Annotated in this window: 11 protein-coding genes and 1 other annotated feature; of the genes, 6 read left to right on the top strand and 5 right to left on the bottom strand. The window is 42.3% G+C overall.

All coding sequences use genetic code 11. The features are described from left to right. Window positions 1–416: 416 nt before the first annotated feature. From clpB to rluD, 3 genes are all read right to left on the bottom strand, one after another. Window positions 417–2,993, bottom strand: coding sequence for an ATP-dependent chaperone ClpB (gene clpB / locus AACV32_RS04785; RefSeq protein WP_026027339.1), 2,577 nt, complete (start codon window positions 2,991–2,993; stop codon window positions 417–419). A gap of 107 nt (window positions 2,994–3,100) precedes the next feature. Beyond that, the gene (gene pgeF / locus AACV32_RS04780; RefSeq protein ID WP_026028350.1) at window positions 3,101–3,826 is read right to left on the bottom strand and encodes a peptidoglycan editing factor PgeF; all 726 of its coding nucleotides are present in this window, start codon (window positions 3,824–3,826) and stop codon (window positions 3,101–3,103) included. Beyond that, window positions 3,826–4,800, bottom strand: a complete 975-nt coding sequence (rluD, locus tag AACV32_RS04775; protein ID WP_017048834.1) for a 23S rRNA pseudouridine(1911/1915/1917) synthase RluD — start codon at window positions 4,798–4,800, stop codon at window positions 3,826–3,828. The genes pgeF and rluD overlap by 1 nt, the downstream gene beginning before the upstream one ends. Window positions 4,801–4,955: 155 nt before the next feature. On the opposite strand from rluD, the gene bamD reads away from it, so the two are divergent. The 6 genes from bamD to yjjX all read left to right on the top strand — a co-directional run bounded on the left by bamD (window position 4,956) and on the right by yjjX (window position 11,980). Continuing rightward, window positions 4,956–5,681 carry an outer membrane protein assembly factor BamD gene (gene bamD, locus AACV32_RS04770; protein WP_017048833.1) on the top strand — a complete coding sequence of 242 codons (726 nt, stop codon included), beginning with the start codon at window positions 4,956–4,958 and terminating at the stop codon, window positions 5,679–5,681. Between the two features lie 457 nt (window positions 5,682–6,138). Then, a complete protein-coding gene (gene hpf / locus AACV32_RS04765) occupies window positions 6,139–6,465 on the top strand; it encodes a ribosome hibernation-promoting factor, HPF/YfiA family (RefSeq protein ID WP_026027341.1) in 327 nt (108 codons plus the stop codon). Window positions 6,466–6,574: 109 nt separating this feature from the next. Continuing rightward, window positions 6,575–6,693: a sequence feature (Phe leader region), on the top strand. Between the two features lie 12 nt (window positions 6,694–6,705). Then, a complete protein-coding gene (gene pheA / locus AACV32_RS04760; protein WP_026028348.1) occupies window positions 6,706–7,884 on the top strand; it encodes a prephenate dehydratase in 1,179 nt (392 codons plus the stop codon). A 215-nt stretch (window positions 7,885–8,099) separates the two neighbouring features. Continuing rightward, on the top strand, window positions 8,100–9,146 hold the full coding sequence (locus AACV32_RS04755; RefSeq protein WP_017048831.1) for a polyamine ABC transporter substrate-binding protein: 1,047 nt from the start codon (window positions 8,100–8,102) through the stop codon (window positions 9,144–9,146). After that, complete coding sequence (locus AACV32_RS04750) at window positions 9,130–11,481, top strand: putative bifunctional diguanylate cyclase/phosphodiesterase (protein ID WP_170895698.1); 2,352 nt, start codon at window positions 9,130–9,132, stop codon at window positions 11,479–11,481. Before AACV32_RS04755 ends, AACV32_RS04750 begins: the two co-directional genes overlap by 17 nt. Then, window positions 11,453–11,980 carry an inosine/xanthosine triphosphatase gene (gene yjjX / locus AACV32_RS04745; RefSeq protein WP_017048829.1) on the top strand — a complete coding sequence of 176 codons (528 nt, stop codon included), beginning with the start codon at window positions 11,453–11,455 and terminating at the stop codon, window positions 11,978–11,980. The genes AACV32_RS04750 and yjjX overlap by 29 nt, the downstream gene beginning before the upstream one ends. Window positions 11,981–12,004: 24 nt before the next feature. Here yjjX and trpR read toward each other — a convergent pair whose 3' ends face one another. Continuing rightward, window positions 12,005–12,304: a trp operon repressor gene (trpR, locus tag AACV32_RS04740; protein ID WP_013857539.1), complete on the bottom strand. Its 300-nt coding sequence runs from the start codon at window positions 12,302–12,304 to the stop codon at window positions 12,005–12,007. A gap of 58 nt (window positions 12,305–12,362) precedes the next feature. Next, the gene (locus AACV32_RS04735) at window positions 12,363–14,312 is read right to left on the bottom strand and encodes a transglycosylase SLT domain-containing protein (protein WP_170895697.1); all 1,950 of its coding nucleotides are present in this window, start codon (window positions 14,310–14,312) and stop codon (window positions 12,363–12,365) included. Between the last annotated feature and the right edge of the window lie 52 nt (window positions 14,313–14,364).

Raw genomic sequence — 14,364 nt, 5'->3', positions numbered from 1 at the left:
AATGAATTGACTGTGCCAAAATCAAGTAAACTTGATTCTGATTGGTCACTCAGTTCATTGATAAATCTTTTTTGATTATCATCAACGAGTGCCCACACAGATTGATAGGTTTATATTGTTAAAGAGCTTGCTTGGATGCTTACCTAAAAGCATTCAAAGCGGACGAACATTCTAGCGATATAACCTTAAGTGTCAAACACTTTATCGATTATTTCTTTTAAACAAGTGTCCATCTGTTACCAGCAGAAGTAACTAGCACTGCCCTGACAACGAGGCGCATTATAGGTAGTTTAGAGAAGGACACAAGTCTTAAAATGAAACTTTCTCATAAAAACGAACCAACAGCTCACAAAAGAACCAATGAGAGTGATTTTCAAACAAAAAGGGCCATTTCTGGCCCTTTTGAATGTAAATGTTTAGTCTTGATGAGCAATAATTTGGTCATTGCTAACAACTAGCTTAACTTTTTTATCCGGTAGGATTCTTCCTGCCAAGATTTCTTTCGCTAATGGATTTTCAACGCTTTGTTGAATCGCGCGTTTCAATGGTCTTGCTCCGTAAACAGGATCAAACCCAACTTGAGAAATCAGCTCTAACGCTTTTTCAGATACCTCAAGCTGATAACCTTTCTCTTCCATTCGTTTACCAAGACGGGCTAATTGAATAGAAGCGATCGATTTAATTTGTTCTTGCGCCAACGGATGGAATACTACACTTTCATCCACTCGGTTTAAGAACTCTGGTCTAAAATGTTTACCTACAATCTCCATTACCTCTTTTTTAATGCCTTCATAATCCAAGCTTGCGAATTTTTCTTGAATTTGTGAAGACCCTAAGTTTGAGGTCATAATTACCACTGTATTACGAAAATCAACTGTGCGTCCTTGTCCATCAGTTAAGCGCCCATCATCTAATACCTGTAGCAGGATATTAAAGACATCAGGGTGTGCTTTCTCAACTTCATCCAACAAGATAACCGAGTACGGTTTACGACGAATAGCCTCGGTCAAGTAGCCACCCTCTTCGTAGCCCACATAACCTGGAGGCGCGCCGACTAATCGCGCTACTGAGTGTTTTTCCATAAACTCAGACATGTCGATTCGCACCATGGCATCTTCACTATCAAACATAAAGTTTGCGAGTGTTTTACACAATTCAGTTTTACCCACACCAGTTGGCCCTAAGAATAAGAAGGAACCAATCGGTCTATTTGGATCAGATAACCCAGCTCGGCTACGGCGAATCGCATTTGATACCACTTCGACGGCTTCAACTTGTCCGATAACTCGTTGATGCAGCGCATCCTCCATTTGCAGCAGTTTTTCTTTCTCAGCTTCCAGCATTTTAGAAACTGGAATACCAGTTTGCTTTGAAAGCACTTCCGCAATTTCTACATCAGTTACTTTGTTGCGTAGCAAAGTCATCTCTTGCATTTCAGCTTGGGTTGCAAGGTCGAGCTGCTTTTCAAGTTCAGGAATTCGGCCATATTGAAGTTCTGACATACGGTTCAAGTCACCCGCTCTACGTGCGAAATCCATATCCATACGCGCTTGCTCTAATTCGGACTTAATATGCTGAGTACCCGAAAGAGCTGCTTTTTCCGCATTCCAAACTTCTTCCAGCTCAGCAAACTCGCGCTCTTTCACTTTTAACTCTTCGTTTAACACCTGTAAGCGTTTTTCACTCGCTTCATCGTGTTCATTCGTTAGCGCTTGTTGCTCAATTTTCAGCTGAATAATTTTGCGCTCAAGCTTATCTAAAGATTCTGGCTTTGAATCTATTTGCATTCGAATACTTGAAGCGGCTTCATCGATCAAGTCAATCGCTTTATCGGGCAACTGGCGATCAGAAATATAACGGTGCGATAAGCTCGCAGCAGCAACAATAGCGGGATCGGTGATCTCCACATGGTGATGGAGCTCATAACGCTCTTTCAAACCACGCAAAATAGCTACTGTGTCTTCTACGCTAGGTTCATCAACCAGTACCTTTTGGAAACGTCGCTCAAGTGCCGGATCTTTCTCTATATATTGACGATATTCGTCTAAAGTGGTCGCACCGACGCAGTGTAGATCTCCTCGAGCCAGAGCGGGCTTAAGCATATTCCCCGCATCCATTGCGCCTTCGCCTCGACCTGCACCGACCATAGTGTGCAATTCATCAATAAAGAGGATGACATTACCCTCTTCTTTCGCTAGCTCGTTAAGCACCGATTTTAAGCGTTCTTCAAATTCACCACGATACTTAGCCCCTGCGACCAAAGACCCCATGTCTAATGACAATACTCGACGACCACGTAGACCTTCAGGTACCTCATTATTAATGATGCGCTGTGCTAACCCTTCCACAATCGCTGTTTTACCAACACCAGGCTCACCTATGATTACTGGGTTGTTTTTGGTCCGGCGTTGCAATACTTGAATGGTACGACGAATTTCGTCATCACGGCCGATGACAGGATCAAGTTTGCCTTGTTCCGCTCGTTCAGTTAGATCTATTGTGAATTTCTCAAGCGCTTGTCTTAGCTCTTCTGCATTTGGATCATTCACTTTCTGACCTCCACGCACTTTTTCTATTGCTTCAGAAACTTTTTTCTCGGTGAGCCCTATTTCTTTGAGTAATTGACCAAGCGCGCCCTTATCTTCTAGTGCGGCTAGCAAAAACACTTCCGAAGAAATGTAGGAATCTTGCCGTTTTTGCGCGAGTTTATCGCACAAATTGAACATAGTACCCATTGCGCTAGAAAGCTGAACATCACCACCGATACCGCTAACTTTTGGCAAACGGTCTAATATCTCACTGAGCTTCGAGCGCAATTGCATAACGTCCACACTTAACATAGTAAGAAGTGGACGAATTGGACTGCCATTTTGATCGAGCAATGCCACCATCAAATGAACAGGCTCGATATATTGATGATCACGGCCTAATGCCAATGATTGAGCATCAGAAATGGCAATTTGAAATTTGCTTGTAAATCGATCAAGACGCATACCAACTTTCCTCACCTTAATTGAGAAACTAATCTTACGTAGCTAAAGATGGCTACGTACTAGTGCTTTTTCAAGGGGCAAGTTAGGGAAGATTGATCTTGCGTAAGTTACTCTTCGATCCAAATAAATGAAGCTTGGCGACCTGTGATTCCGTCGCGTCGATAGGAATAAAACTGATGAGGATTATGGAAGGTACAAAGGCCGCTATCTGATATTTCTGAAACACCGCATTGATGCAACCTTAACGTGGCTAACTGTGCAATATTTGCTAGCCATTTTCCATTCTCTTGAAGAGAAAATGCGGCCTTTGCTTTGGTATTTTGATCAACAAAGGCATGGTATACATCATCACCGACTTCAAATGCCGTAGGACCGATAGCAGGACCGAGCCAAGCTAGGATATCACTAGAAAATTTGGCGAGCGCATTTTCGAGTATCCCATTAGCTAAACCGCGCCAACCAGCATGAACTGCAGCCACTTCGCTGCCTTGGTGATTAGTGAGTAGAACAGGTAAGCAATCAGCGGTCATTACAGAACAAATCACATTATGCTGGTGGGTAAAAACACCATCGGCACTCAGAATCTGCTGAGTAGGTTGAGTAACCTCTAGCACTTGTGTTGAATGCGTTTGTTCAAGCCAAATAGGTTCAGAGGGCATCGCCGCTTGCTGCGTTAGCCATTGGCGATTTTTTTCAACGGATAAAGGATCATCCCCAACATGCATGCCTAAATTCAGCCCTTGATAAGGAGCTAACGAAAAGCCACCGACTCTAGTCGAGGAGAAAGCTTTTACATGTTTAGGTGCATTCCAGTTAGGGATGATCTTCTGCATTAGAACTCGTCTTTTTTATTCAACTTAGTATCTACGCGTAAAGCTTCCGCCATAATGATCATATCGTCAGGTACTGGCGCATGAAATTCTAGCATTTCACCAGTCACAGGATGCTCAAGTCGAAGCATAACGGCATGCAAAGCCTGACGATCAAAACCACGGATCATATCGGTCAGCTCTTGCGTTGCCCCTTTCGGAATGCGAGCGCGGCCACCATAGGCGGTATCCCCAAGCAAAGGATGCTGCAAATATGACATATGCACACGAATTTGGTGAGTACGGCCCGTTTCTAAACGCAAACGAAGTCGCGTATGTTCACGAAAATGCTCGGCCACACGATAGTGAGTTACCGCTGGTTTACCCATCGGGCTTACCGCCATCAATGTACGTTTTGTTGAGTGGCGGCCAATCGGCTTATCGATCATCCCACCAGCAGTCATAGTACCGATCACAATCGCTTCATATTCACGCGTAATCTTACGCTTTTGCAACGCTCGAACTAAGTGTGTTTGTGCAGGAACCGTTTTAGCGACCACCATTAAACCAGTCGTATCTTTATCCAAACGATGCACAATCCCCGCACGAGGTACTTCTGCAATAGCTGGATAGTGGAACAACAGTGCATTTAAGACTGTGCCATCTGGAGTACCCGCGCCTGGATGAACGACAAAATCTCGTGGTTTGTTGATGACCATAATATCGTCATCTTCATACACGATATTTAAAGGTATATCTTGCGCTTCCCAACGCTCTTCATCTTCAAGCTCGGCTTGGACCGTAATGATTTCTCCCCCCATGACTTTCGTTCTTGGTTTAGTGATCACCTCATCATTGACCTGAACTTTGCCTTCTAAAAGCCACTCTTTTAGACGTGAACGAGAGAAATCTGCGAATAATTCAGCGACAGCTTGGTCTAAACGTTGACCTAACTGGCTATCTTTTACTGTATTTGTTAATTCAATCTGCTGAGCCATATCGAACTTTTTTAAAAACCGTGAGACTAATAGCGTCTAGTATGGATAAAATATGGCGTCATTGTATCTGTTACTGCTAAGAAAGTAACGAAACGATTTGTAAAGCGATTACGCACTCAATTAAGAAGCATTAATTCAAGGAAACGACTCCTGTCATGAAACACCACACTTTATCAGGCTTACTCGCATTATCACTGTTATTTGGCTGTTCAAGCAGCGAAGAGATTGTCCCTGATGTGCCGCCTTCTGAATTATACTCAGAAGCACAAACCTCACTGCAAACTGGTAACTGGTTAACGGCCATTCAAAAACTTGAGGCGTTAGATTCACGTTATCCCTTCGGCGCGTATTCAGAACAAGTTCAACTTGACCTTATTTACGCTTACTACAAAAACGATGATCTTGCGTTAGGTTTAGCGACCATTGAACGCTTTACCCGTTTGAATCCAACCCATGAAAAAATGGATTGGGTACTCTACATGCGTGGTTTGACGCATATGGCGCAAGATCGCAACTTCATGCATGACCTATTTAATGTCGATCGCGCGGATCGTGATCCAGAACCGGTAAAAGCTGCGTTTGCTGATTTTAAGAAACTGCTGCAACGCTACCCAACAAGCCCTTATGCAGAAGATGCTCATAAACGCTTATTCGCGTTAAAAAATAGACTGGCTGAATATGACCTTGCCACAGCTGATTTTTACTTACGCCGTGAATCTTGGATTGCGGCTATCAACCGTGCTCAGGAGCTACAAAAAACGTATCCAGACACTGAAGCGGCTCGCAAATCATTACACATTCAGTTAGAAGCGTATAAACAGCTCAAACTGAACGATGCCATTGCCAGAACTCAAAAGTTAATTGCACTCAATCCACAATAGTTTGCAATAAGCTTAAGTACGCCATGAAAACCACTCTCGCTTTGAGTGGTTTTTTTTATTTGGAGTCGATGGGAATAATAACACGCCAGCAAAAGACGGCTGGAAAATGAGTGGTGCAGGGAAAACTGAAAAACTGAAATAAAAAGGGAGGTGTTCAAAACATCGTTAGAATAAAGATCACAAAAAACACTTGAATAAGAAATGAGCAGCGCTCTTTTTAGGCCGCAAAAACACCCTAAAAATGGGAAATTCTTAGCTTGATCCTTTAACCAATCTATCCAGATTGATAGGAATCACAAGCTTTTTCTTTACTCTTTGTCAGCACTCTTTGCGTGAGATCACGTTTAAACTCGCCCTTTGAAATCACATTCAATAAAGTGACATAGATCACATTACTTTGGTATTAAATCAGTAATCTGAAGTTAACCCATGAGGGATGCAACAGAGGAAAACATCTATGAAAGTAACTATCACTGGTAAAAATATCGACATCACCTCTGCAATCCGCACTCACATTGAGAGCAAATTTAAAAAACTAGAAAAATGGCAAGTGGATATCATAGGATGCCAAGCTAGCTTTAGTGAAGAGCCCAATAAACAAAAAAGATTCGAAGCTATTATCACGGTACCCAAAGGACAATTAGTCGCTTCTGCAACCCACGAAGATCTTTACGCAGCTATCAATGAGGTAGAACAAAAATTAGAACGCCAACTCAACAAACTGCGCCATAAACCGGAAGCTCGTCGTACCGACAAACCGGAAGTAGAAGAAGAAGTTGAATAAAATTTAATATGATGAAAAATAGCGCTTTCAAGCGCTATTTTTTTGCTTGACGCTCTACGGTTGCTTGCTTATTGTGTCTTTACATTCAAAGAGAAATCACCTTCTTATGCACTTAACCTCACTGTTCTTTTTTGACTTCTTTTTTCTCCAATAACCTTGGAGGCATGGTCGTTGACAGAAGATAAGTCAAAAACGAACAGGAAGCCTCCCACTGGGAGGCTTTTTTACAAGGACATTTTTATGACTGAAAAGCACTATTCACTTGAAGAGATCCGCTTGCGACTGAACGAGCTTGATGATCAACTGCTAAACCTACTGGCAGAGCGTCGAAAGTTCAGCATTGAAGTCGCTAAAAGCAAAGTGGAAACCGCAAAACCAGTGAGAGATGCAATACGTGAACAGCAACTTTTAGTCAAATTGATTAATACTGGTAAAGAAAAATACAATTTAGATGCTCAGTACATTACTAAACTATTTCATACCATCATTGAAGACTCCGTCTTGCTACAGCAAGCATACTTGCAGAATCTAGCCAATCCGCAACTGAGCCGTAAACCGCTGGCAAGGGTTGCTTTTTTAGGTGCTAAAGGTTCTTACTCCCATCTTGCAACTCGTGAGTACTTCAGTCGTAAAAATACAGAGTTGATCGAACTCAATTGCGATCAGTTTAAAGAAGTCACTAAAACGGTTGAATCGGGTCATGCCGACTATGGGGTATTGCCGATTGAAAATACCAGTTCAGGTTCAATTAACGAAGTGTATGATTTGCTGCAACATACTACCTTGTACATTGTAGGTGAGCTCACTTTACCGATTGAGCACTGCTTGGTCGCCACCTCTGAATTACGTTTGGAAGAGCTCAAAATTCTTTATTCACACCCACAGCCCCACCAGCAGTGCAGCGAATTTTTAAGCCGCCTAAAAGGCGTTACACTTGAAACCTGTGCGAGCACCGCTGATGCGATGCAAAAAGTACAGCAGCTTAATCGCAACGATGTTGCCGCAATTGGCAATGCTTCTAGCGGTAAACTGTACGGCTTACAATCGATCAAATCTAATATCGCCAATCAAACAGAAAACCAGACTCGCTTTATTGTTGTTGCGCGAAAACCCGTGGAAGTCTCTACTCAAATTCCAGCGAAGACGACATTAATCATGTCAACATCACAGCAAGCAGGCTCACTTGTTGAAAGCTTGTTAGTGCTGCAACGCTACGGCATCAATATGACCAAATTGGAATCGAGACCTATTATGGGTAATCCTTGGGAAGAAATGTTCTATGTTGATCTTGAATCACATCTTGATTCCATTGAAATGCAGCAAGCATTGAATGAGCTAACAAAAATCACTAAGCATTTAAAAGTATTAGGTTGCTACCCAAGCGAAAATGTTAAACCGACCCAAGTAAAACTTCAATAATCACATTTAAGTCAAATATTTGACAGAAGTCAGCTGACAGCTATCAACATAGTTCATATAATGCCCAATCATTTCACACATAATTAATCACTATGTTTTGGGCTGTCAGCCTACTTTGAATTCACGGAACATATTCCGCACGTCATAAGATATCTGTGACACTTTCATTGTGAACGATGCCCTTTTCCAATAAATAAGGTTCATCTACTTATATCATGATGAAAATCCATCCTTTGGCTTTAATGCTATTTCTGCTAGGCATTTCAGCGCACATTCGAAGCTCAGAGCTCAATATTTATTTGTGGGAAGACACTATGTCACCGCAAATCGTTGATCAATGGCGGCAAAGCAGCGGCATCGATATTAATCTATATCATTTTGATAATGACGATGAACGCAGTCTATTAATGGTCAAAAGTGTCCAGCTGCCTTTTGATATTGTAGTGTTAGATAACGTATCCGCTCTTATCTACTCTCAGCTCAACACCTTTGAAGATCTGAGTACTCTGCCCAATAGAAAGCATAATGATACGAAATGGAATCAAGCGTGCGGTAGCCACGCCGTTCCCTACTTTTGGGGAACCGTAGGCATCGTCTACAAAAAAAGTAAATTTCCAGCCAAACCCAAAAACTGGGCTGATCTCATCGACATGCCACCAGCACTCCAAGGCCATGTGGGGATGCTTCACGATACCGTTGAAACCCTGTTGCCAGCATTGTATGCCCAACAACAATCGCCAATTACAAATAACGATAATGCACTGAAACAGGCTTATCAAAAGATGCTATCCGTGAATCGCAACATCTTAACCTATGAATATATATTGAGTTACGTCCGAAGCCATCCTGACAGTGATGGATTAGATATGGCACTCGCATACAGCGGTGACCAATTTTCATTGAATAAGTATTTTGGCAGCAATGATTGGGATTTTGTCACCCCGCAAGGGCGACCCTATATTTGGGTGGATTGTTTAGCCATCAACAGCAATTCAAAAAATAAAGAGCATGCAAAAGAGTTTATAAACCACTTATTGAGCCCAGAAGTTGCCGCAATAAATGCAAAAGATATTAAAGCTGCGACACCAAACTTAAGTGCCCTAAATTTAATGCCAGATAATTACCGAAATGATGCATCATTATTTCCAAACCCAGCTTTGTTAGAACAAGGCATTATTGATAGCGAATTGCTCCCTGCCGATATTAGTTTGAGAGCAAAAATCATTAACAGTATTTTGGAACAACATGAAGCTCAACAATAGAATTCTGTTGCTGATAACACCGGTTATTCTTCTCAGTGCAGTGGCATCTAGTTACATTATCTACTCCAATCAAAAAGATGCTTTGCTGAAAAGAGAAGAAAGCTATCTTCAACTGAGTATGGAAAAACTCGCGGGTCACTTTCGTCAAACCCAATACCTGGTGAATAGCTACGCTTACACCCTCACGAAAAGCGATATCATTCGTCACTACGTTGCACATGAGCGCAACCCTTATCGAGAGTTAGAACTGGTTGATAACTTTCAGCAAACATTGGACATTCTCCAATCACAAGAGAATAATTTCATTGCGTTATCGATTTTGGATGGCAGCAAAAATGTTCTTTATTATGCCGAAAATAGTGGTGACCCCTTCGCTAAAATCGATACAAAAATTCTCAACCACATACAAGACACTTTCGATAGCACACAGAAAACCTCTTATATTGACTATACGACAAATTCCAGCGGTGAAGGTATTCTAGTTCGGTATGATGTTTTAGATACTCAAACACTTACGACACCGCTTAGCTATAACCGCGATAAAATTTTCTTTGTTGTTGTTTTCGTCGTACTCGAACCCTTTAATCGACTGATGAAGAAAATAGAATTTGATAACCGAAGTACCATTTTTTTCACTGACGCAGCGGATATTAAAAAGGTAGGATTAACGCAAACTGTTGAATTAACATCAGATCTTTATGCCACACTTGATCCTGCACAGTATCTAATTAACGACAAACTTTATGCCATTAAAAAACGGTTAGCGTTGTCGTTTGGAATATCGACTCTAGTGACTGTGTTGCTGCTTTTGTATTTATTATACCGGCATGTAATCAAGCCCATATCCCAATTAGATCAACAATTGAAAGAAGTAGAGAATAAGCAGCGTGACAATATCGAAACTCTCAAGAGTAACGATGAAATTGGCCGGCTATCCTCTCGTTTTTACGATATGTATCAGGAGCTTGATACCACATATAAGAAAACAAAAGCACTTGCAGAGTACGACCACTTAACAAAACTTGCCAATCGCCACCACTTTCAACAATCGGTAGAAAGAGTACTAGCAAAAGCAAGACACACCGATAACATCTGGGTTTTGTATATTGATTTAGATAATTTCAAATACGTCAATGATAAATATGGACATCAGATTGGTGATGTATTATTAGTCAATTTTGCACAACATATCGGCTCATTGCGCAACTTTTCCTTTGAAAAGTATCAAGTTAAAAGTTTAGCTGCTCGACTCTCTGGGGATGAGTTCTCAATTTTTATCTCTGCCCCTAGCACGTTTAAACAAGCCGCAAGCGAATTTGCAAGCCAGTTACTGGCTCCACTACAAAATCAGCACAATTCACCACTCGGGAACTTTCCAATCACAGCAAGTATCGGCATCGCCACCTACCCAACCGATGGCTATACCTTAGAAAAATTATTATCTAATGCTGATACGGCCATGTATCAAGCAAAAAATGCTGGGAAGAACCAAATAGCTTACTACTCGCCAGAGCTCAATAAGGGTGTTCAGCGCAGAGCCAACATTGAGCAAGCATTACGCCGAGGGGATTTTGATCAGGAATTTAGCTTGGTCTATCAACCTTATTTAAATCGTGCTGGCAATACAGTCTCAGGATTTGAAGTTTTACTTCGTTGGGAATCCAACCTGCTCGGTACGATTTCACCAAAAGAATTTATTCCGATAGCCGAACAAACCGGGTTATTTGGCAACATTGATCGCTGGGTCGTCCGTTCAGCTTTCGAGGAGTTCCATGCACTGCAAGCGATGTTTGAACACCCTGTTCAGTTATCGATTAACCTTTCATCAGCAGAATTAAACTCTTTACAGTTAGCTCATTACATTCATAAACATGCGCAGGAGAATGCAGTTCCTCCCCATTTGATTGATTTTGAAATTACAGAAACTTTTTCTGCCAATTCAAAAGGTTTTCCACTGCTTCACGAACTATCGCATTTAGGCTACGGATTGGCGATTGATGATTTCGGTTCTGGTTACACCTCCATTACTCAATTGGTGCAATATCCAGTACAAAAAATTAAGTTCGATCGGCTTTTTTTAGATACACTCATCACCACTGACAATCACAAGATCATTAAGCCTTTGATCGAACTTTGCCACTCTCAATCAATGCAAGTCACAGCTGAAGGTATTGAAAGTAAAGAGATGCATAATTGGCTTGCTGATTACCAATGTGATTTCATGCAAGGCTATTATTTTGCCAAACCAATGCCATTAAATGCGTTGGTTTCATGGTATCAACAACAAAAAGAGTTAAACGCTGTTTATGAAAAATGTGATCATTGCCTCTCTTAACCCGGCCAAAATCAATGCAGTCAAAAGTGCATTTGAAAGTACCTTTCCGCAGGATACTTTCTCATTTAAAGGGGTGAGTGTGCCCAGTGGTGTCGCGGATCAACCGATGACAGATGAAGAAACCCATCAAGGCGCACTTAACCGAGTACGAAATGCGAAAGAGCAAGATCCCACGGCAGATTATTACGTCGGGTTAGAAGCGGGCATTGAGAATAGCGTGACTTTTGCATGGATGGTGATTGAATCCGCGACTCATAGAGGAGAATCGCGTTCAGCCAGCTTAATGCTACCACCTCAAGTATTGAAGCTGTTAAGCCATGAAAATGAGCTAGGCGATGTGATGGATAAACTGTTTGACTGCCAAAATATCAAACAGAAAGGTGGGGCGATCAGCCTGCTCACTCATAACCAGCTCACTCGCAGCTCGGTCTACCATCAAGCATTGATCCTCGCGTTAATCCCTTTTATCAACCCAGAGCATTTCCCTGCTAATTTATAAAAGGTTGGCAAACTCAAGGAACCCTTAAGACACCTTGAGTAGCAGAGCGGCTAATTGCGACTTTTCTTGTTCTGATTTACTTTTGAGCTCATTTGAGCCACGCGTAATGGTCGCAATTCCCACTCCGAGCAATTGGCTAATCTGCCGCTGTGATAACTCCCCTTTGAGTAGCTCACATAAGATGTTCGCACGCGCCACGAGCGCATCTCGCTCATCTGGGGTCATCATCATGGTGAGTAGCATTGCGTGCTGCTCTTGCTCTGTGGCTGATTTAACCAATTCCATTAGCTGCTGCCAATCAGTGTACTCAGGTTGGTGTGGCATGAATGTACTCGCAAAGTGATACGTTCCGCTATTGTAGAACTTTCACTTCGTATTGGAATTAATATTTTGTATTGAGCTCATCTTGATTGAGAAATTCACCTTCAATCCCCATCAAATCTCGATAGTAAGTCTCAAACATCAAAATATTTTGCACATACCCGCGGGTTTCCCGAAAAGGGATCGCTTCAATAAAAGCGTAAGCATCTAACTTGCCTTGTGTTTTCTCTCGCCATTGATTGACGCGATTTGGCCCAGCGTTATAGGCAGCAAATGCAAAAATTCGATTGTCGCCGTATTGCTCTAATAATCCATTTAAGTAATGGCTGCCTATTTCGATATTTTTGCCCACCTCATATAACTCTTGCTCATCGTTATAGGTCAGCTGATATTTTTTAGCCGTATACTTAGCCGTGCTCGGCATAATCTGCATGATACCGCGAGCGCCAACGGGCGATTGAGCCTCAACATCCATTCCACTTTCTTGACGAGCAAGTGACATCAGCATAATTGGGTCGATGTCGTGTTTTTGGCCATAGAAGTTAAACCACCATTGATGGGCTAATGGAAAACGCAATTGCATGTTGTCCCACATCCGCGCCGAAATAGAGGCTGTCACAGTTAAACTATACCAACGTTGGGAGTCGGCGTAGGCCGCTAGCATCTCTTTTTCTTTTGTCTCTGCACGATCGAGTAACCATTTCCATTCACTTTTTGCAGCAGCGATTTTATCTCGTTCAATCAGCTCTTGGATCCGTACTAAGGCTTTTTTATACGGCGTCAATAAATTGGTATTAAGCTTAATCGATGTACTGGGATAATTTACTGACTGTTTCACCATATTAGCGGCCGCGACACTGTAGAAATTACGTTGCCCAATCATCGCATTTAAACGTTGTAATCCTTTGGCTTCATCACCCAACGCAATATCAGCGCGCCCAAGCCAATATTGCCAACGTAAGCTGGCTTTTTCATCAGCAGGGAGCTGCTCTGTCCAGAATTTCACTTCATCCCAACGACCAACGGTCAGTGCCTTGCGGATCCTCTGCTCGAGCAAAAGACTGTTTGAGCTTTGCGCTATCACACTATCTCGCCAGTTTGCGAGTGCTTGCTCCTCGGTATCAAGCAATATTCTGGCTAGATATTCTGCAATAGGACGCTGATAAGCATCCGCCAGTATTTTCTGATCGAGAAGAGTTTGGTACACACTTTGCGCAAGCTTTGCATCTTGGCGTGCTAGCTTTTCTAACGCAAATTGAATCGACTGCTGATTAAACGTGCCATCGGTGTATTGTTTAGCAAAAGTCAGCACATTTTCTGGCGAGCGGTAGAGATCCATCATCGCTTGCGCTGTCGCCTGTGATTTTGGCTTAACTAATTTTTTCTGTAAGTATTTCATTAGCGTTAAATTACGCCCATCAAACGCCAATAACATTCGTTTAAGCAACCAGTCATCGGTTAACCCGCCTTGCTCACTCCATGCGGTGAAGAGTGGATCACAGGCGTCAGAAATGCTACTGCCACTGAGCCATAATTTTTGTGCGCCTTTGAACGCAATATCTCGCTGGCCTGTTTGGTAATGCGCATTGTAGTAATGACAGCGATAAGGCTCATCATTCGGCTCCGCTTTTTGAAAATCAAGCAAGGTGGCCCATTTTCCTTTAGCCGCCAACGCATCTAGATACGGTGCTCGAATGCGGTTTGAAAACGGGAAATCTTGATGTGTATCGATAAAAACCTGAACCGCTAATGGCGGTTTATTACCAATATCGACCAGCAGAGATCGATAATCCAGATAAGGCGTCAATGGATAGTTTTTGATCTTATTTCTAATTTTTTTAGCTTCATCAACTTTATCTTCATCAAGCCACCTCTGAGCTTGATCGTACAGCTCTCGTTGACTATCCAAATCCTCTATTGCGCCTGAAAACGCGGTGCCGCACACCAAGGAGCTCAACGCTAATATTGATGATAACAATCGCTGCGGTCTTATAAAATGCATGAGCGTCATGTGCTCTCGTCCTATCCAAAGCAAGGTGATTTCCGTTTCATTACGCTGATTC

Source organism: Vibrio sp. B7 (assembly GCF_963888765.1).
Classification (GTDB): domain Bacteria; phylum Pseudomonadota; class Gammaproteobacteria; order Enterobacterales; family Vibrionaceae; genus Vibrio; species Vibrio anguillarum.
The sequence above is the reverse complement of the archived record's forward strand: the minus strand, read 5'-3'. Positions and strand labels throughout refer to the sequence as shown.

Excerpts from the sequence above, each read along its gene's own strand:
- yjjX (WP_017048829.1), top strand. The coding sequence starts at position 11,453 with ATGAAAAATGTGATCATTGCCTCTCTTAACCCGGCCAAAATCAATGCA.
- AACV32_RS04735 (WP_170895697.1), bottom strand. The coding sequence starts at position 14,312 with ATGACGCTCATGCATTTTATAAGACCGCAGCGATTGTTATCATCAATA.
- clpB (WP_026027339.1), bottom strand. The coding sequence starts at position 2,993 with ATGCGTCTTGATCGATTTACAAGCAAATTTCAAATTGCCATTTCTGAT.
- hpf (WP_026027341.1), top strand. The coding sequence starts at position 6,139 with ATGAAAGTAACTATCACTGGTAAAAATATCGACATCACCTCTGCAATC.
- AACV32_RS04750 (WP_170895698.1), top strand. The coding sequence starts at position 9,130 with ATGAAGCTCAACAATAGAATTCTGTTGCTGATAACACCGGTTATTCTT.
- rluD (WP_017048834.1), bottom strand. The coding sequence starts at position 4,800 with ATGGCTCAGCAGATTGAATTAACAAATACAGTAAAAGATAGCCAGTTA.
- bamD (WP_017048833.1), top strand. The coding sequence starts at position 4,956 with ATGAAACACCACACTTTATCAGGCTTACTCGCATTATCACTGTTATTT.
- pgeF (WP_026028350.1), bottom strand. The coding sequence starts at position 3,826 with ATGCAGAAGATCATCCCTAACTGGAATGCACCTAAACATGTAAAAGCT.
- trpR (WP_013857539.1), bottom strand. The coding sequence starts at position 12,304 with ATGCCACACCAACCTGAGTACACTGATTGGCAGCAGCTAATGGAATTG.
- AACV32_RS04755 (WP_017048831.1), top strand. The coding sequence starts at position 8,100 with ATGATGAAAATCCATCCTTTGGCTTTAATGCTATTTCTGCTAGGCATT.
- pheA (WP_026028348.1), top strand. The coding sequence starts at position 6,706 with ATGACTGAAAAGCACTATTCACTTGAAGAGATCCGCTTGCGACTGAAC.